Raw genomic sequence first — 18453 nt, forward strand, 5'->3', positions numbered from 1 at the left:
GGCGGTTCCCTCTCCAGAGCTGCGGGTCACGGGTCTCTTTACGTAGGACCGCGGGCCCGCCGAGAACTCATCGCACCGCGGGCGTCCAGTGCAGCCTTCCGTCCAGTCCGACCGCCGCCACCCCGTCCACGACCCCGCCGGGCGCCCCCGAGAAGAGGAAGTCGTGCAGCGTCCACAGCGGGGCCGCCGCGCTCGTGCGGCCGCCCGTGCCCGCCGCCGTCAGACCGCCCCGGCCCGTGCGGCCGAGCGCCTCCGGGGCGGTCGCCAGGACACCCGTACGGGAGCGGACCGCCAGCATGCCGGGGCCGCCGCCCACGGGGCCGTAGCCTGCCACGCCGCCCGCCAGCTCGGTGACCGGCGAGGCGGGCCCGTCGCCCGTGCCCGGGAGGTCGGCCGTGCGGAGGTCGCCCGAGGCCGGCTTGCGGAACCAGAGCCGTACGCCCTGCCCGTCCGGGGAGGGGCTCGCGTTCAGCGCCAGGGTCGTCGCCGGCAGACCGGTCGGCCGCGGTCCGCCGAGCGGGGTGCCCGGCCGCGGCTGCGACCAGGTGAGGACCGTCGCCGCCGTGCCCGCGAAGACATGGACGCGGCCCGCCGCGTCCGTGGTGGCCACCGGGTCGCCGTGGACCGCCTCGGCGGCCGGCCCGCTCAGCGGGCGCCACGGGCTCCAGTCGCCGTCGGGCCGCAGGTCGCGGGCGGTCAGCCGGTGGCCGCTGTCGCGCACGACCACCGTGGCCCGGCCGGTCCCGTCCACCGCGACCGTCGGGGCGCTGATGTCGGAGGTGCCCCGGGCGTCGCTCTTCTCCGGTGTGCCGAGCGACCGCCACGGCCCGAACGCGCCGCCCCGGGCGGTCTGCTCGGCCGTCACGACCTCACGCCCGTACGACCGCGCCGATCCGCCGATCGTCGTCCGCGTGCCGAAGACGGCGATCCTGCCGTCCGGAAGCCGTACGGACGTCACACCGCTGTCCAGGCCCGCGCCCGGGAGCAGCACCGGCCCCTGCCACTCGGCGGCCGTGCCGCCGGCCTTCGTCCACACCGCGAGGCGTCCGTCGAGCACCGCGAAGGCGTGCAGAGCGCCGTCCGTGTCGCGCTGCACCCAGGAGGTGGAGGTGCCCCGGGCGTACCGGACGGTCTGGGTCCAGCCCTGCCCGGCGGGCCGCTGGGCGACCTTGAGGTCGCCGCAGCCGGCCGGGTCCGCGCAGTCGTTGATCCCGTCGCTCCAGGCGTACGTCCGCAGGGTGCGCAGCTTGGCGTCCGCCGACTCGGGGTCGAGGGTGTGGGGCAGCGAGCCGGTCGGGTAGCCGAGGTAGTTCTGCACGCCGAAGTGCGGGCGGGACCCGGCCGACGCGGCGTAACGCTCCAGGGCGGCCTGGGCGAACCGGGCGCCGTACAGGTGGTCCTGGTGGTCGGTGAAGGCCCCGGTGCGCGGGTGCAGGCCCGGCGTCGGGTCCTGCATCCGGACGAACGTGGGGCGTATGCGCTTCAGGATCCCGGTGAGCGCCTCGATCACCTGGTCCTTGCTGTACGTGAAGTCCGTGGTGACGGGCGTGCCCGTGGCGCGCTGGGACGCGAGGACCGGGACACGGCCGTTCCACAGTCCGTTCAGGCTGTGCGGGCGGTCGGCGCTGACGGCGCCCGCCTCGCGGATCTGGAGCCAGACCAGGGTGATCTGCGGCGCGGCGCGCAGGGTGTCCAGTTCGGCGGCTCCGCCGCCGACGGTGGGTATGGAGACCCGGTCCCAGGCGCTGGTGCGGCTGCCGGTGGCCATCTCGGCGTACGCGGCACGTATGCCGTTCTGGCGGGCGGCGGCGAAACCGGCCTTGTCCGGCAGGGGCCGGTCGGCGGCCCCGCGCGGCGCGTTGACGCCGTCCGCCTCACCGGATGTCAGGTACACCGTGGTCAGCGGTCGGCCCGAACGTATGGACTGGGCCGTGTCCGGGTTCATGAAGTACAGGTCGTCGTCCGGGTGCGCCACGATCTGCGCCACGGAGACGTCGGGGGTACGGGACGGATCCGCGCCGTCGCGCCCGGTCCGCTGCACTGCGTTCCGCTCGGCGGGCTGCACCGCGGGCGCGGGTTCCGCCCGGGTCCCGGTCGCAGGTGCGCCGAGGACGGAGCCGGAGGTCAGCTGGAGGAGTCCCACCAGGGAACCGGCGGCGACGGCGGTGGCCGTCAGCACGGAGACAGGACGGAGGCGGCGGCGGACGGGCATCTGCTGTGTGTGCGCTTTCAAGGAACGGATCAGGCGGCTGGCCGGCGTCGGGAGGACGGGGCCGGCGTCAGGAAGACGGACCTATAAGGAATACGGTTCATCGCAGGCGAATGGTGAGGAATGTGCGAGGCGTCACGTGTGATCTGATGCGGAACGCAGGTCTCTTCCTCCGTGGAGGCGACAGCGTGCCCCGGGGCGCCCGGGCCACCCGCTGCGGATACGCTCGAACGCGGAGCTTGATCGGCTGGAGGGAGCGGCGGAATGACGGGGCCGGGGCGCAGGAGCAGTACCTTCAGCCGTCTGCTGCGGCACGGGTTCACGGATCCGTCCGACGCCGGGCGCCTGCTCGACCTCCCCGAGCTGTCCGCCCTGCGCGACGACTCCGTGCTCCTCGACGCGCTCGGCGCGACCGCCGACCCCGACCTCGCCCTGCGGGGGCTCGTCCGGCTCGTCGAGGCGCAGCCCGACGAGGAGCGCCAGACGCTCACCACCACGCTGCTCTCCGCCAAGCCCTTCCGGGACCGGCTCCTCGGTGTGCTCGGCGCCTCCGAGGCGCTCGCCGACCATCTGGCCAGGCACCCCCGGGACTGGCAGGTGCTCGTCACCTACGAGGCCGTCGACCTGAACCCGGGGGTCGCCGAGTTCGAGCGCGGTCTCGCCGAGGCCACCGACGCCGTCTCCCTGCGGGTCGCCTACCGCCGCTGTCTGCTGGCCATCGCCGCCCGCGACGTCTGCGGCACGGCCGACGTCGCCCAGACCGCCGCCGAGCTGGCCGACCTCGCCACCGCGACGCTGCGCGCCGCCCTCGCCATCGCCCGTACCGCCGCCCCCGCCGACGCCGCCCACTGCCGGCTCGCCGTGATCGCCATGGGCAAGTGCGGCGGACACGAGCTGAACTACGTCTCCGACGTGGACGTGATCTTCGTGGCCGAGCCCGTGGACGGCGCCGAGGAGGGGAAGGCGATGCAGGCGGCGACCCGGCTCGCCTCCCATCTGATGCGTATCTGCTCCGAGACGACCGTCGAGGGCACCATCTGGCCCGTCGACGCCAACCTGCGTCCCGAGGGCCGCAACGGCCCGCTCGTGCGGACCCTCTCCTCCCACCTCGCCTACTACCAGCGCTGGGCCAAGACCTGGGAGTTCCAGGCGCTGCTCAAGGCGCGGGCGGTGGCGGGCGACCCGGAGCTGGGCGCCGAGTACATCGAGGCCGTCTCCCCGCTGGTCTGGCAGGCGGCCGAGCGCGAGAACTTCGTCCCCGACGTGCAGAAGATGCGCCGCAGGGTCGTCGACAACATCCCCGCCGCCCAGGTCGACCGCGAACTGAAGCTCGGTCCCGGCGGTCTGCGTGACGTCGAATTCGCCGTCCAGCTCCTGCAGTTGGTGCACGGGCGCGGTGACGCGACGCTGCACAGCGGCAAGACGCTCGACGCCCTCAAGGCGCTGGCGGCGGGTGGCTACGTCGGCCGCGCCGACGCGGCCCAGCTGGACGAGGCGTACCGCTTCCTGCGCGCCATGGAGCACTTCATCCAGCTCTACCGGCTGCGCCGCACCCATCTCGTCCCGGAGGGCGAGGCCGATCTGCGCCGCCTCGGCCGCGCGCTCGGCCTGCGCACCGACCCGGTCGCGGAGCTGAACAAGGAGTGGAAGCGGCACGCCTCGGTGGTGCGCCGCCTCCACGAGAAGCTCTTCTACCGGCCGCTGCTCGACGCCGTCGCCCAGCTCACCCCCGGCGAGGCCCGGCTCAGTTCGAAGGCGGCCGGCCAGCGGCTCGAAGCGCTCGGGTACGCCGACCCCGCCGCCGCCCTGCGCCACCTGGAGGCGCTGGCCTCCGGAGTCACCCGCAAGGCCGCGATCCAGCGGACGCTGCTGCCGGTGCTGCTCGGCTGGTTCGCGGACTCCGCCGACCCGGACGCCGGACTGCTCGGCTTCCGCAAGGTCTCCGACGCGCTCGGCAAGACCCCCTGGTACCTGCGCCTGCTGCGCGACGAGGGCGCGGCGGCGGAGAACCTCGCCAGGGTCCTGTCCGCCGGCCGGATGGCCCCCGACCTGCTGCTGCGCGCGCCGGAGGCGGTGGCGATCCTCGGCGACCCGGAGGGCCTGAAGCCGCGTGGCCGCGACCATCTGGAGCAGGAGATCCTCGCGGCGGTCGGCCGCGCCGACGGTGCCGAGCAGGCGGTCGCGGCGGCCCGTGGCGTGCGGCGCCGTGAGCTGTTCCGTACGGCCGCGGCCGATCTGATCGGCTCGTACGGCACGGAGGACAGCCCCCGTGAGCTCGACCCCGGCGCGCTGGTCGACCGGGTGGGCCTGGCGCTCACCGACCTCAACGCGGCGACGATTGCGGGCGCGGTGCGGGCCGCCGTACGCGAGGGCTGGGGCGACACCCTGCCGACCCGGTTCGCGGTCATCGGGATGGGCCGCTTCGGCGGCCAGGAACTCGGCTACGGTTCCGACGCCGACGTCCTGTTCGTCCACGAGCCGCGTGAGGGCGTCGACGAGCAGGAGGCGGCCATGGCCGCGAACCAGATCGTCTCCGAGGTCCGGCGGCTCCTCCAGGTACCCACCGCCGACCCGCCGTTGCTGATCGACGCGGATCTGCGTCCGGAGGGCAAGCGCGGCCCGCTGGTCCGTACGCTCAAGTCGTACGCGGCCTACTACCAGCGCTGGTCGCTGGCCTGGGAGAGCCAGGCTCTGCTGCGTGCCGAGACGATGGCGGGCGACCGGGATCTCGGCGCGCGCTTCATCGAGCTGATCGACCCGCTGCGGTATCCGGCCGAGGGGCTGGGTGAGGACGCGGTCCGCGAGATCCGCCGTCTGAAGGCCCGGATGGAGACGGAGCGGCTGCCGCGCGGGGCCGATCCGACGCTCCACGCCAAGCTCGGCCGGGGCGGTCTGAGCGACGTCGAGTGGACGGTCCAGCTCTTCCAGATGCGGCACGGCTGGGCCGAGCCCGGCCTGCGCACGACGCGCACCCGTGAGGCGCTGGCCGCCGCCCACGCGGCGGGCCTCATCCCCACCGAGGAGGCCGAGACGCTGGACGAGGCCTGGGTCCTGGCGACCCGGGTCCGCAACGCGGTGATGCTGGTACGGGGGCGGCCGGGGGACACCTTCCCCTCGGACGGGCGCGAACTGGCCGCGGTCGGGCGGTTCCTGGGCTACGGCCCTGGCCGGGTCGGGGAGATGGTGGACGACTACCGGCGCATCACGCGCCGCGCGCGGGCGGTCGTCGAGGACCTGTTCTACGGGGCGTAGGGGTCAGCCGTCCGCGTTCTCCAGGAGCGTCCGGCAGTGGATCAGGAAGGCGTCCAGGGCCAGTTCGAAGGCGGCGTCCGCGCGGGCCGGTCCCATGGCCACCAGGGCCTCGGCCAGGCGTGGGGTCGTGACCTCGTCGGGGAGCTCCCACATGGCGTCCGGGGCGGCGAGGTCGAGCGCCGAGCCCAGGACCAGGTTCTCCAGCGCGACGATCACCGTCATGACGTCGGCGTTGTCGAAGCCGACGGCGAGCAGCAGGGTCACCGCCCGCTCGTACTGCGCGAGCACCATCGGGGCCCGGACCGGTGAGGTCATCAGCATCGGGATCGCCCGGGGATGGGCGGCGAAGGCCGCCCGGTAGGAGCGCGCCCAGCTCGCGAGCGCCGCGTCCCACGGCCCGGCGTCCAGGGTGGAGCCGTCGATCCCCTCGCTGACCCGCTCGCGCAGCAGCTCCACGATCCCGTCGCGGCCGTCCACGTGGTGGTACACCGAGGCCGTCTGCACCCCGAGCCGTCTGGCGATCTGAGGGACGCTGAACTCGCCCCGTTCGTCGACGAGTTCGAGCGCCACCGTGGTGATGCGCTCGCGGTCGAGCAGGGGCTTGCGCGGCCGGCCCATGAATGACTTCCCCCTGGTCAGGTCTTCCCGAATCGTTGAACGCGAGGTTACATTGCGCAAACCGAAAGCCTTTAGGTTTCCTGTCGCGGAAGGGCCTCCCCTCCCATGTCCTCACAGACCAACACCGCTCCCGAGGGGCTGAGAACCGGCACGCTCTCCACCGCCGACATCTCGTTCTTCGTCGTCTCGGCCGCCGCCCCGCTCACCGTCATGGCCGGCGTCGCGCCCATCGCCGTCGTCCTCGGCGGGATCGGCGCCCCCGCCGGCTATCTCCTGGCCGGCATCACCCTCGCGGTCTTCGCCGTCGGGTTCACCGCCATGAGCCGCCATGTCCGCAGCGGCGGCGCCTTCTACGCGTACATCACCCGAGGGCTCGGGAAGCCCGTCGGCATCGCCGCAGCCCTCCTCGCCATGCTCGGCTACAACGGCATGGAGATCGGCGTCTACGGCCTGCTCGGAACCGCCACCGCCGACACCGGCCACGCCCTCTGGGGAGTCGACATCCCCTGGCTCCCCGTCTCCCTCGCCGGACTGCTGCTCATCTGGTACGGCGGCTTCCGGTCCATCGACTTCGGCGCCAAGGTCCTCGGCGTCCTCCTCGTCGCCGAGACCGGCATCCTCCTCCTGCTCGCCGGGGGCGTCCTCCTCGACGGCGGCGCCGACGGACTCTCCCTGGCCTCCTTCGCCCCCGGCAACGTGCTCGTCCCCGGCTCCGCCGCCGTCCTGGCCTTCGCCTTCGCCGCCTTCACCGGCTTCGAGTCGACCGTCATCTACCGCCGCGAGGCCCGCGACCCGGACCGCACCGTCCCGCGCGCCACCTACATCGCGGTCGGCTTCCTGGGCCTCTTCTACGCCTTCGTCGTCTGGACCGTCATCCAGGCCTTCGGCCAGGACAAGGTCGTCCAGGCCGCCGCCGACGACCCCGGCGGGCTCTTCTTCGCCGCCATCACCACCTACGTGGGCGCCTGGGCCGCGGACCTGATGCACATCCTGATCGTCACCAGCGTCCTCGCCTCGCTCCTCGCCTTCCACAACGCCATCAACCGCTACGGCCTGGCGCTCGCCGAGGAGGGCGTGCTGCCCGCGGTCTTCGGCCGCGTCCATCCCCGCCACCGCTCCCCGTACGCCTCCGGCATCCTGCAGACCGCCCTCGGCGCCGTCGTCGTGCTCGGCTTCGCCGCCGCCGGAGCCGACCCGTACCAGCAGCTGCTGCTCTGGGTGAACACCCCGGGCATGATCGGACTGATGGTCCTCCAGCTCCTCGCGGCGCTCGCCGTGCCGCTGTTCTTCCGCCGCGTCAGCCACACGGAGGGCAGGTTGCGCACGGTGGTGGCCCCCGCCGTCGCCTTCGTCCTGCTCGCAGGCGCCATCGGCCTCGTCGTGACGAACGTCGCCCTCTTCACCGGCGCCTCCACCACCGTCAACACCGTCCTGGTCTCCCTCGTCCCCGCCGTCTTCGTCCTCGGGCTCCTCCTCGCGTACCGCCTCCGCCGTACGCGCCCGCAGACCTACGCCCGCTTCGCCGCCGAGCCCGCCGCACCCACCCCTGGAGAAGAGCCGTCGTGTCCGCACCCGACCTCGTCCTCGTCGACGCCCGCGTCCGCACCCTCGACCCCGCACGTCCCCACGCCACTGCCGTCGCCGTCCGCGACGGAGTGATCACGGCCGTCGGCGACGCCGCCGACGCCCGCGCCTGGCGCGGACCCGGCACCGAGACGATCGACCTCGGCGGAGCCACCCTCACCCCAGGCCTCACCGACGCCCACAGCCACCCCGTCTGGGGCCTGGAGATGTTCACGGGCACCAACCTCTCCGCCGTACGCGACCTCGACGAGCTGCGTGCGGCCCTCGCCACCGCCGAGCGCCGCGACGGCTGGATCGTCGGCTTCGCCCTCGACCACAACGCCTTCGGCGGCCGGCCGATCCACCGCGACCTCGTCGAGGACGTCCTGGGCGGCGCCCCCGCCTTCCTGCGCCTCTACGACGGACACTCGGCCCTCGCGAGCGAGGCCGCCCTGAAGGCGGCCGGCGTCGACGGCCCCCGCGCCTTCGCCCAGCGCTCCGAGATCGTGTGCGACACCGGGGGACGGCCCACCGGCCATCTGATCGAGCACGCCGCGATGGACCTCATGACCCCCGTCCTGCCCCAGCAGCCCTACGCCGAGCGGCGCGACCGGCTCGTCGCGCTGCTGACCTCCATGGCCGCCACCGGACTGACCGGCGCGCACGTCATGGACCTCGGCGGGCACGACGTACCCGGGCTGCTCGCCGCCCTGGAGGCCGACGGGGACCTGCCGCTACGGCTCCGGCTCGCACCCTGGTGCATGCCCGGCGCGACCCCGGAGGAGCTGGACGAGCTGGTACGGCTCCAGGCCCGGTCCGGGCGGCTGTGGCGGGTCGGCGGGGTGAAGTTCTTCATGGACGGCACCGTCGAGGGCGGCACCGCCTGGCTGGAGCACGCCGACTGCCACGGCCAGGGCACGGACGCCTTCTGGCCCGACCCGGCCGCGTACTCCGCCGCCGTCCGTCACCTCCACGAGGCCGGCGTCGGCACCGCCACGCACGCCATCGGCGACGCGGCCGTCCGGCACGTCCTGGACACGGTCGAAGCACTCGGCGCCCCGGGCCCCCGGCACCGGATCGAGCACATCGAGACCGTCCCCGACGACCAGCTCGGCCGGTTCGCGGCACTCGGCGTCGCCGCCTCGATGCAGCCCCCGCACACCGCGTACACCCGCGCCGACCACACCGACGAGTGGTCGAAGAGGCTCGGCGACGTACGGGCGGACCGTGCCTGGCGCTGCCGGGACCTGCGGGAGGCGGGCGCGCTGCTGGCGCTCGGCTCGGACTGGCCCATCGCCCACTACGACGCCCGTCAGGTCCTCGCCACCGCGCAGGCCCCCCGCGGGGCCGCGTCCGCACGGCACGGGCTGACGGGGCTGATGGCGCTGGAGGGCCTGACCACGCACGCGGCGGCCGCTGCGGGGGAGGAGCACCTCGGGGGCCGGATCGCCCCGGGACTCCGGGCGGACCTGACCGCCTTCACGGTCGACCCGGCCGAGGCTCCCGCCGACGAGACCGAACAGGCCCCGATCCGCCTCACGCTCGCGGGCGGCCGCGTCACCCACCGGGGCTGATCCGAAAGACAGGCCCTAGGGGTGTCTCGCCGATCATGCCGGGCTCGCGGGGCCTGGCACGCACGCCCCAGACCCCGCTCCCTGATCCGGCCTGATCGACGAGGCAGGCCCTAGCGGGTCAGCCGCTGCCGCTCGCGCTCGGAGCCCTGCTCGTCCTCGCGGTCCGCCGTGGACCCGTCCGCCGCGGACCTCGGGGACGAGCCGCCACGGGCCACCGGCGCCGCCGGTTCCACCCGCTTCGGCAGGCGCTTCGGCAGCGCGCCGTACATGTAGTAGGAGACGGCGAAGCCGAAGGCGAGGCAGATCATGCCGCCCACCGCATCCAGCCAGAAGTGGTTGGCGGTGGCCACGATCACGACCAGCGTGGCCGTCGGGTAGAGCAGGCCGAGGATGCGTGCCCAGGGGGCCGAGGCCAGGGCGAAGATGATGAGACCGCACCAGAGCGACCAGCCGATGTGCATCGACGGCATCGCCGCGTACTGGTTCGACATCTGCTTGAGGTTGCCCGAGGCCATCGAGCCCCAGGTGTGGTGGACCAGGACCGTGTCGATGAAGGACTGCCCGTTCATCAGCCGAGGGGGCGCGAGCGGATACAGGTAGTAACCGACCAGGGCCACACCGGTGGTGGCGAACAGGACGGTCCGGGACGCGGCGTAACGTCCCGGGTGCCATCGGTACAGCCACACCAGCACGCCGATCGTCACGATGAAGTGCAGGGTGGCGTAGTAGTAGTTCATCGACACGATCAGCCATGTCACCGAGTTCACGGCATGGTTGACGCTCTGCTCGAAGGCAAGCCCGAGGGACCGCTCGACGTCCCAGATCCAGTCGGCGTTCTTCAGCGCCTGGGTCTTCTGCTCCGGTACCGCGTTGCGGATGAGCGAATACGTCCAGTAGCTGACGCCGATGAGCAGGATCTCGAACCAGATCCGGGGGCGTCGGGGCATGCGCAGCCGGGCCCGCACACCGCCACCGTCCGGAATGGGTGACGGGCTGGCCGCCGTGCTGCCTTCCAAACTCTTCACGGTCGCTTCACCCATGGGAGGAGAGTCTGCCAGATCCATTCCCCTCGTCCGATCATCCCTCCGTCGGGTTCGGGACGCACACGCTCCATCCTGAGGGGGATGGACCGGGGAGGGACCGTCAGGGGTTTCCCTGACTGGGGGCAGAAGCGGTTGAACCACGAACGACCAGCTCAGGCATGAAGACGAACTCGCTGTGCGGTGCCGGGGTGCCCCCGACCTCCTCCAGGAGCGCCCGGACCGCCGCCTGCCCCATCGCCTGCACGGGCTGGCGGATCGTGGTCAGCGGCGGATCGGTGAACGCTATGAGCGGGGAGTCGTCGAAACCGACCACGGAGACGTCCTGGGGGACCCGCAGGCCCTGCTGCCGGGCCGCGCGGATGGCGCCGAGCGCCATCATGTCGCTCGCGCAGACGACGGCCGTGCAGCCGGCGGAGATCAGGGCCCCGGCCGCAGCCTGGCCGCCCTCCAGCGTGTACAGAGAGTGCTGGATCAGCTCCTCGGACTGTTCCGGGGAGAGCCCGAGCCGCTCCTTCATCCCCCTCTGGAACCCCTCGATCTTGCGCAGCACCGGCACGAACCGCTTCGGGCCCACCGCGAGCCCGATCCGGGTGTGCCCGAGCGCGGCGAGGTGGGTCACCGCCAGCTGCATCGCGGCCCGGTCGTCGGGCGAGACGAAGGGGGCCTGGACCTTGGGGGAGAAGCCGTTGATGAGGACATAGGGGACGCCCTTGCCGCGCAGCTGGTCGTAGCGCGTCATATCGGCGGTCGTGTCGGCGTGGAGCCCCGAGACGAAGATGATCCCGGAGACGCCCCGCTCGACGAGCATGTCGGTGAGCTCGTCCTCGGTGGAACCGCCGGGGGTCTGCGTGGCGAGCACGGGGGTGTAGCCCTGGCGGGTCAGGGCCTGCCCGATGACCTGCGCGAGGGCGGGAAAGATCGGGTTGTCCAGTTCGGGGGTTATCAGCCCGACGAGTCCGGCGCTGCGCTGACGCAGCCGTACCGGACGCTCGTAACCGAGGACGTCGAGTGCGGCAAGCACGGATTCACGGGTGGCCGCGGCCACACCGGGCTTGCCGTTGAGCACGCGGCTGACTGTGGCTTCACTGACCCCCGCCTGGGCTGCGATGTCGGCAAGCCGCGCGGTCATGGGATTGGACTGTACCGGTCGCACGTCAGATTGCCCACCAAACGCAGGAGTCGGCGGGAACCCGGACGTTGTGCGCGAGCGCCGCGCCCCGCCCGAATTCCCCTGCGGGGGAAGGGAGTACGGGGGCGGTGCCGCCGATCCCCCCGCCGGAGCTGGCCCCTTCGGGCGCCGTGCTGCTCAGGAGCGGCGAGCCGGTGAGCGGCATGTCCACCCCCCGTGCCGTCGTGTTCAGCGTGACCACGAGGTCGCCTCCCTCCGCCCGGCGGCGGAAGGCGAGCACGCCCTCCGGGGCGTCCAGCCACTCGACGGCGTCGCCCGCGCCGAGGGCGGGGTGCTCCCTGCGCAGCCGCAGGGCGCGGCGGTACAGCTCCAGGGTGGAGGCGGGGTCCGCCGTCTGCGCCGCCACGCTCAGCCCGGCCCACTCCGGGGGCTGGGGAAGCCAGGAACCGGCCGGCCCGAAACCGTACGACGGGCCGTCCGCCTCCCACGGCAGCGGGACCCGGCAGCCGTCGCGCAGCCCGTCCTGACCGTCGCCGCGCAGGAACGCGGGGTCCTGCCGGACCTCGTCCGGGAGGTCCACGACCTCGGGCAGGCCCAGCTCCTCGCCCTGATAGACGTAGGCCGAGCCCGGCAGCGCCAGCATCAGCAGCGCCGCCGCCCGGGCCCGCTCCGGGCTGCCGTACCGGGTGGTGTGCCGGACGACGTCGTGGTTGGAGAGCACCCAGGTCGTGGGGGCGCCCACCGAGGCCGTGGCGCGCAGCGACTCGTCCACGACCGCCCGCAGCGCCTCCGCGTCCCACGCGCAGTTCAGGAACTGGAAGTTGAAGGCCTGGTGCAGCTCGTCGGGGCGTACGTACAGCGCGAGCCGCTCCGGCGTCGGCGCCCAGGCCTCGGCGACCCCGATGCGCTCGGGGCCGTACGACTCCAGGAGCCGGCGCCAGCCGCGGTGGATCTCGTGCACCCCGTCCTGATCGAAGAACGGCAGCCGCTGGATGCCGATCAGCTTCGCCTGCTGCCCCTGCCCGATGTCGGGCAGGCCCTCCGCCTTGACCATGCCGTGGGCGACGTCGATCCGGAAGCCGTCCACCCCCAGATCCAGCCAGAAGCGGAGTACCGAGTCGAACTCGGCCCGTACCTCCTCGTTCTTCCAGTTCAGGTCGGGCTGCTCGGATGCGAAGAGGTGGAGGTACCAGGCGCCGTCCTCGACCCGTGTCCAGGCCGGGCCGCCGAAGACCGACTCCCAGTCGTTGGGCGGCTCGGATCCGCCCGGCCCGCGCCCCGGCCGGAAGACGTACCGGTCCCGGCCCATCCCCGCGCGCGCCTGCTCGAACCAGGGGTGCCGGTCCGAGGTGTGGTTCGGGACGATGTCCACGATCACCTTCAGGCCGAGCCCGTGCGCCGCGCGCACCAGGTCGTCGGCGTCGGCGAGGTCGCCGAAGACGGGGTCCACCGCGCGGTAGTCCGCCACGTCGTACCCGCCGTCCGCCTGCGGGGAGGCGTAGAAGGGGGTCAGCCAGACCGCGTCCGCGCCCAGCCGGGCGATGTGCGGCAGCCGCTCCCGTACGCCGCGCAGGTCCCCGATCCCGTCGCCGTCGCTGTCCGCGAAGGAGCGGACGTACACCTGGTAGATGACGGCGTCCCGCCACCAGCCGGTGCGGGCGGCGCTTGCGCAAGAGCTTGCGGAGTCCGGCAGCGACGGTGAGGTGAGCTCGTGGGCCATGTGCGGTGTCCCTCTCGCGTGTTCCAGGGGCTGGGCGTCGTACTGACAACGAGGTCGAGGCTGACGTGAAACGGTCCTGCAAGAGATGATGCAAAGACTTGCAGGGCTCGGGAGCAGCCGCAAGAGGGCCTGAGAGGCGCCTGAGGTCCGCTGTCAAGCGACTCGTCGGCAACCTTCCGGACACGCGGGTGTAACGATCGCCGGTCCTTGCAGAAAGTTCTCGCAAGCTCTTTCGGCTCGTTTTCATCCCTGTTACGTTCCTGGCAACCCGGAGCGCCGCGAGGGAGCGGTCGCATGAGGCAGGTTCCAGCCCCTCGTCACCCCGGGATCAGTTGAAGGAGTTCACATGCGGCGTGGCATAGCGGCCACCGCGCTGGTCGCGGCCCTGGGCGTGACCCTGGCGGCGTGCGGAAGCGACGGCGGTTCGAAGGACGGCGGCTCGAAGAGCTCGGGCGAGCTCTCCGGAACCGTGACCTGGTGGGACACCTCCACGGTCGGCTCCGAGGACAAGGTCTTCAAGAAGATCGCCGAGGACTTCACCAAGAAGCACCCGAAGGTCACCGTCAAGTACGTGAACGTGCCGTTCGGTGAGGCGCAGAACAAGTTCAAGAACGCCGCCCAGTCCGGCTCCGGCGCCCCCGACGTCATCCGCTCCGAGGTCGCCTGGACCCCCGAGTTCGCGGACCTCGGCTACCTGGCCCCGCTCGACGGCACCGCCGCGCTCAAGGACGACAAGGACTTCCTGAAGCAGGCCGCCGCCTCGACCCAGTACAACGGCAAGACCTACGCCGTGCCGCAGGTCATCGACTCCATGGGCATCTTCTACAACAAGAAGATCTTCAAGGAGGCCGGCGTCGAGGTCCCCAAGACCATCGCCGAGCTGAAGACCGTCTCCGCCGCGATCAAGGACAAGACCGGCAAGACCGGCCTCTACCTGCGCGGCGACGACGCCTACTGGTTCCTCTCCTTCCTCTACGGCGAGGGCGGCGACCTGGTCAACGCCGAGTCGAAGACCGTCACCGTCGACAACGCCGCGGGTGTGAAGGCCCTGACCACGGTCAAGGACCTGGTCGACTCCGGCGCGGCCAAGACCGACGCCACCGACGGCTGGAACAACATGCAGACCGCCTTCAAGGAAGGCAAGGTCGCCATGATGATCAACGGCCCGTGGGCCGTCGCCGACACCTACGCCGGCAAGGAGTTCGCCGACAAGGCCAACCTGGGCATCGCCCCGGTCCCGGCCGGCTCGGCCGGTCAGGGCGCCCCGCAGGGCGGCCACAACCTCGCGGTCTACGCGGGCTCCAAGAACCTGGACGCCTCGTACGCCTTCACCGAGTACATGACCTCGGTCGAGACCCAGACGCAGATCGCCAAGGAGCTCAGCCTGCTCCCGACCCGCGAGTCCGTCTACGTCAAGCCCGACGTCGCGAGCAACGAGATGATCAGCTTCTTCAAGCCGGTCGTCGACAAGGCCGTCGAGCGCCCCTGGATCCCCGAGACCGGCAGCCTCTTCGCCCCGCTCGTCACCGAGTACACGAAGGTCCTGACCGGGCAGACCACCCCCGACAAGGGAGCCAAGGCGACGGGTGACTCCTACCGCAAGCTCCTGAAGGACTGGAAGTAACAGGAAGGCAGGCCGGCTGATGGCTGTGGACACCAGCAGCCAGTCGGCGGTGAAGGCCGCGGGCGATGTCGCCCGCGGCCGGCACCGTGGTACTGGCAACCCCCAGGGGAAGGTTCGCCGTTCCCTCTCCACCCACTGGTACGCCTGGGCGATGGTCGCTCCGGTGGTGGTCGTGATCGGCGTGATCATCGGCTATCCGCTGATCCGGGGTATCTACCTCTCGCTCACGGACGCGAACGAGCGGAACGTCGCGCGGAGCATCGGTGTCAACCAGATCCCGGCGACGTACGAGTTCGTCGGCCTGGACAACTACGTCGACGCGCTGACCGGGACCCAGTTCCTCGGCACGCTCGGCTGGACGCTGGTGTGGACCGTCGCCTGCGTCTCGGTCACCTTCGGCCTCGGCCTGGCCCTCGCCAACATCCTCAACCGCAGGATCGCCGGCCGCTCCGTCTACCGGATGCTGCTGATCCTTCCCTGGGCCGTGCCCGGCTTCGTCTCCGTCTTCGCCTGGCGCTTCCTCTACAACCAGGACAACGGTCTGCTCAACCAGATCCTCGGCGGCTCCGGGATCGACGCCGTGCCGTGGCTCAACGACCCCACCTGGGCCAAGTTCTCGGTCATCGCCGTCAACGTCTGGCTCGGCGTCCCCTTCATGATGGTCGCCCTCCTCGGCGGGCTCCAGTCCATCCCCGGCGAGCTCTACGAGGCCGCCGAGATGGACGGCGCCAACGCCTGGCAGCGCTTCCGCAATATCACGCTGCCCGGTCTGCGCTCGGTGTCCACCACCGTGATCCTGCTGAGCACCATCTGGACCTTCAACATGTTCCCGGTGATCTTCCTGCTCACCCGGGGCGGACCCGGTGAGGCCACGCAGATCCTGGTCACCCAGGCGTACAAGTTCTCCTTCGAGATCAGCCCGCGTGACTTCGCCCAGTCGTCCACCTGGGGCGTCCTGATCCTGGTCCTCCTGATGGTCTTCGCCGCGATCTACCGGCGCGTCCTCCGCAAGCAGGGAGAAGTCTGGTGACCACCGCCACCAACACGCCCACCCGAGGCCGTCGTTCGCCGCTCGCCTCCGTCGGGCTGCACGCGACCCTGATCGTCGCCTCCGTGATCGCCGTCTTCCCCGTGCTGTGGGTCCTGCTGACCTCGCTCAAGCCGGCGCAGTACGCGACCACGACGGACTTCTTCAAGGAGACGACGCTCGCGAACTACACCGACCTGCTGGAGAACACCGAGTTCCTCACCTGGTTCGGCAACTCGCTGCTCGTCGCCGGACTCACCACGGTCCTCGGCGTCTTCATCGCCTCCACCACCGGCTACGCCGTCAGCCGCTTCCGGTTCCCCGGCAAGCGCGGACTGATGTGGACGCTGCTGATCACCCAGATGTTCCCGGTCGCCGTCCTGATCGTGCCGATCTACAACATCATGTCCTCGCTGGGGCTGCTCAACAAGGCGGCCGGTCTGGTCATCACGTACCTGACCATCGCCGTCCCCTTCTGCGCCTGGATGATGAAGGGCTTCTTCGACACCATCCCGCGCGAGATCGACGAGTCGGGCCAGGTCGACGGCCTCAACCCGTTCGGCACCTTCTGGCGGCTGATCCTGCCGCTGGCCAAGCCCGGCATCGCGGTGACGGCGTTCTACTCCTTCATCACCGCCTGGGGCGAGGTCGCCTACGCCTCCGCGTTCATGGTGGGGGACGAGAACCTCACCCTCGCGGGCGGCCTGCAGAAGTTCGTCAACCAGTACGGCGCCCAGTGGGGTCCGATGTCCGCGGCGTCCGTGCTCATCGCCATCCCCGCGGCGCTGGTGTTCCTCTTCGCCCAGCGGCACCTGGTGACCGGCATGTCCGCCGGCGCCGTCAAGGGCTGAGCCCGAACACCCCACACGTACGCACCTCCTTACCTCTCAAGGAAGACATGACCCAGCACCTCGCTGCCCCCGACGCCGCCCCGACCACCGGCACGCACACGGGTTGGTGGAGAGACGCGGTGATCTACCAGGTCTACCCACGCAGCTTCGCCGACGGAAACGGCGACGGCATGGGCGACCTGGAAGGCATCCGCGGCCGGCTTCCGTATCTGAAGGACCTGGGCGTCGACGCCGTCTGGCTGAGCCCCTTCTACGCCTCCCCGCAGGCCGACGCCGGCTACGACGTCGCCGACTACCGGGCCATCGACCCGATGTTCGGCAGCCTCCTCGACGCCGACGCGCTCATCCGCGAGGCGCACGAGCTGGGCCTGCGGATCATCGTCGACCTGGTCCCCAACCACTCCTCCGACCAGCACGAGTGGTTCCAGCGCGCGCTGCGCGAGGGTCCCGGCTCCCCGCTGCGAGAGCGTTACCACTTCCGCCCGGGGAAGGGCGGGAACGGCGAACTGCCGCCCAACGACTGGGAGTCCATCTTCGGCGGCCCCGCCTGGACGAGGGTCGAGGAGGCCGACGGCACCCCCGGGGAGTGGTACCTGCACCTCTTCGCGCCGGAGCAGCCCGACTTCAACTGGGAGCACCCGGCCGTACGCGACGAGTTCCGCTCCATCCTGCGCTTCTGGCTCGACATGGGCGTCGACGGCTTCCGCGTGGACGTCGCCCACGGACTGGTGAAGGCCGAGGGACTGCCGGACATCGGCGCCCACGACCAGCTCAAGCTGCTCGGCAACGACGTCATGCCCTTCTTCGACCAGGACGGCGTCCACGAGATCTACCGCTCCTGGCGCCAGGTCCTCTCCGAGTACGACGGCGAGCGCGTCCTCGTCGCCGAGGCGTGGACCCCGACCGTCGAGCGCACCGCCCACTACGTCCGCCCCGACGAGATGCACCAGGCGTTCAACTTCCAGTACCTGGGCACCCACTGGGACGCCGTCGAGCTGCGCCGGGTGATCGACGCCTCGCTCGCCGCGATGCGCCCGGTCGGCGCGCCCACCACCTGGGTGCTGTCGAACCACGACGTCACCCGGCACGCCACCCGCTTCGCCAACCCGGCCGGCCTCGGCACCCAGCTGCGCGAGCAGGGCGACCGCGCCCTCGGTCTGCGCCGCGCCCGCGCCGCGACGCTGCTGATGCTGGCGCTGCCCGGATCGGCCTACGTCTACCAGGGCGAGGAGCTCGGCCTGCCGGACGTCACCGACCTGCCCGACGAGGTCCGCCAGGACCCGTCGTTCTTCCGGGCCACCGGCCAGGACGGCTTCCGTGACGGCTGCCGGGTGCCCATCCCCTGGACCGTCGAGGGCTCCTCGTACGGCTTCGGCGACGGCGGCAGCTGGCTGCCGCAGCCCGCCACCTGGGGCGGGCTCAGCGTCGAGGCGCAGGCCGGCGACCCCGGCTCCACCCTGGAGCTGTACCGCAGCGCGCTCGCCGTGCGCCGCGAGCGCCCCGAACTCGGTGCGGGCGAGGACGTCGAGTGGCTGGAGGCACCGGAGGGTGTGCTCTCCTTCCGCCGCGACGGCTTCGTCTGCACCGCCAACACCACCGGTCGGGCCATATCCGTCCCGCTGCCCGGCCGGTTCCTCCTCTCCAACGAGCCGGTCTCCCACGGGGAGGGCGTCGTGGAGCTGCCCGCCGACACCACCGTCTGGTGGGCGGTGTGACCATCCCCCTGCCGCGGGGGGGCCGCCCCCGCCCCCCCCCCCGCCCCCGCCACCCCCCCCCCGCCCCGGGGCCCCCCGGCCCCCCCCCCCCGCGGCGCCAACCCCACGCCGGGCGGGGCGCGCGGGCC

The 18453-nt window shown here is 72.0% G+C and carries 12 protein-coding genes; 7 read left to right on the forward strand and 5 right to left on the reverse strand.

The window, feature by feature from the left end; translation table 11 throughout:
• Window positions 1-67 precede the first annotated feature (67 nt).
• Window positions 68-2212, reverse strand: a complete 2145-nt coding sequence (locus tag ACF1G2_RS09475) for a PIG-L family deacetylase (protein WP_391797722.1) — start codon at window positions 2210-2212, stop codon at window positions 68-70.
• Window positions 2213-2473: 261 nt separating this feature from the next.
• Here ACF1G2_RS09475 and ACF1G2_RS09480 point away from each other — a divergent pair, with 261 nt between their 5' ends.
• Complete coding sequence (locus ACF1G2_RS09480) at window positions 2474-5461, forward strand: bifunctional [glutamine synthetase] adenylyltransferase/[glutamine synthetase]-adenylyl-L-tyrosine phosphorylase (RefSeq protein ID WP_391797723.1); 2988 nt, start codon at window positions 2474-2476, stop codon at window positions 5459-5461.
• 3 nt (window positions 5462-5464) lie between these two features.
• Here ACF1G2_RS09480 and ACF1G2_RS09485 read toward each other — a convergent pair whose 3' ends face one another.
• Complete coding sequence (locus ACF1G2_RS09485) at window positions 5465-6079, reverse strand: TetR/AcrR family transcriptional regulator (RefSeq protein ID WP_391797724.1); 615 nt, start codon at window positions 6077-6079, stop codon at window positions 5465-5467.
• A gap of 105 nt (window positions 6080-6184) precedes the next feature.
• Between ACF1G2_RS09485 and ACF1G2_RS09490 the strand changes: the two genes are divergently transcribed.
• Together ACF1G2_RS09490 and ACF1G2_RS09495 are read left to right on the forward strand one after the other, a co-directional pair.
• On the forward strand, window positions 6185-7738 hold the full coding sequence (locus ACF1G2_RS09490; protein ID WP_391797725.1) for an APC family permease: 1554 nt from the start codon (window positions 6185-6187) through the stop codon (window positions 7736-7738).
• Window positions 7642-9216: an amidohydrolase gene (locus ACF1G2_RS09495; protein WP_391797726.1), complete on the forward strand. Its 1575-nt coding sequence runs from the start codon at window positions 7642-7644 to the stop codon at window positions 9214-9216. The genes ACF1G2_RS09490 and ACF1G2_RS09495 overlap by 97 nt, the downstream gene beginning before the upstream one ends.
• Window positions 9217-9326: 110 nt before the next feature.
• Here ACF1G2_RS09495 and ACF1G2_RS09500 read toward each other — a convergent pair whose 3' ends face one another.
• From ACF1G2_RS09500 to ACF1G2_RS09510, 3 genes are all read right to left on the reverse strand, one after another.
• Entirely contained in the window at window positions 9327-10256 is a 930-nt protein-coding gene (locus ACF1G2_RS09500; protein WP_391797727.1) for a phosphatase PAP2 family protein, read from the reverse strand.
• Window positions 10257-10359: 103 nt separating this feature from the next.
• Entirely contained in the window at window positions 10360-11388 is a 1029-nt protein-coding gene (locus ACF1G2_RS09505) for a LacI family DNA-binding transcriptional regulator (protein WP_352188314.1), read from the reverse strand.
• A gap of 25 nt (window positions 11389-11413) precedes the next feature.
• Window positions 11414-13108, reverse strand: a complete 1695-nt coding sequence (locus ACF1G2_RS09510) for a glycoside hydrolase family 13 protein (RefSeq protein WP_391797728.1) — start codon at window positions 13106-13108, stop codon at window positions 11414-11416.
• Between the two features lie 346 nt (window positions 13109-13454).
• On the opposite strand from ACF1G2_RS09510, the gene ACF1G2_RS09515 reads away from it, so the two are divergent.
• Genes ACF1G2_RS09515 through ACF1G2_RS09530 form a run of 4 tightly spaced genes read left to right on the forward strand, consistent with a single transcriptional unit; the run spans window position 13455 to window position 18325 of the window.
• A complete protein-coding gene (locus ACF1G2_RS09515; protein ID WP_391797729.1) occupies window positions 13455-14732 on the forward strand; it encodes an extracellular solute-binding protein in 1278 nt (425 codons plus the stop codon).
• Window positions 14733-14751: 19 nt separating this feature from the next.
• Window positions 14752-15762, forward strand: coding sequence for a carbohydrate ABC transporter permease (locus ACF1G2_RS09520; RefSeq protein WP_391797730.1), 1011 nt, complete (start codon window positions 14752-14754; stop codon window positions 15760-15762).
• Window positions 15756-16610: a sugar ABC transporter permease gene (locus tag ACF1G2_RS09525; RefSeq protein ID WP_391798124.1), complete on the forward strand. Its 855-nt coding sequence runs from the start codon at window positions 15756-15758 to the stop codon at window positions 16608-16610. The genes ACF1G2_RS09520 and ACF1G2_RS09525 overlap by 7 nt, the downstream gene beginning before the upstream one ends.
• Window positions 16611-16657: 47 nt before the next feature.
• A complete protein-coding gene (locus tag ACF1G2_RS09530) occupies window positions 16658-18325 on the forward strand; it encodes a glycoside hydrolase family 13 protein (RefSeq protein ID WP_391797731.1) in 1668 nt (555 codons plus the stop codon).
• Window positions 18326-18453: the final 128 nt, after the last annotated feature.

This window comes from Streptomyces sp. NPDC013457 (assembly GCF_043089925.1).
Lineage (GTDB): Bacteria > Actinomycetota > Actinomycetes > Streptomycetales > Streptomycetaceae > Streptomyces.

Coding starts and splice junctions, on each gene's coding strand:
- ACF1G2_RS09515 (WP_391797729.1), top strand. CDS start 13,455: ATGCGGCGTGGCATAGCGGCCACCGCGCTGGTCGCGGCCCTGGGCGTG.
- ACF1G2_RS09485 (WP_391797724.1), bottom strand. CDS start 6,079: ATGGGCCGGCCGCGCAAGCCCCTGCTCGACCGCGAGCGCATCACCACG.
- ACF1G2_RS09475 (WP_391797722.1), bottom strand. CDS start 2,212: ATGCCCGTCCGCCGCCGCCTCCGTCCTGTCTCCGTGCTGACGGCCACC.
- ACF1G2_RS09505 (WP_352188314.1), bottom strand. CDS start 11,388: ATGACCGCGCGGCTTGCCGACATCGCAGCCCAGGCGGGGGTCAGTGAA.
- ACF1G2_RS09500 (WP_391797727.1), bottom strand. CDS start 10,256: ATGGGTGAAGCGACCGTGAAGAGTTTGGAAGGCAGCACGGCGGCCAGC.
- ACF1G2_RS09480 (WP_391797723.1), top strand. CDS start 2,474: ATGACGGGGCCGGGGCGCAGGAGCAGTACCTTCAGCCGTCTGCTGCGG.
- ACF1G2_RS09510 (WP_391797728.1), bottom strand. CDS start 13,108: ATGGCCCACGAGCTCACCTCACCGTCGCTGCCGGACTCCGCAAGCTCT.
- ACF1G2_RS09530 (WP_391797731.1), top strand. CDS start 16,658: ATGACCCAGCACCTCGCTGCCCCCGACGCCGCCCCGACCACCGGCACG.
- ACF1G2_RS09520 (WP_391797730.1), top strand. CDS start 14,752: ATGGCTGTGGACACCAGCAGCCAGTCGGCGGTGAAGGCCGCGGGCGAT.
- ACF1G2_RS09490 (WP_391797725.1), top strand. CDS start 6,185: ATGTCCTCACAGACCAACACCGCTCCCGAGGGGCTGAGAACCGGCACG.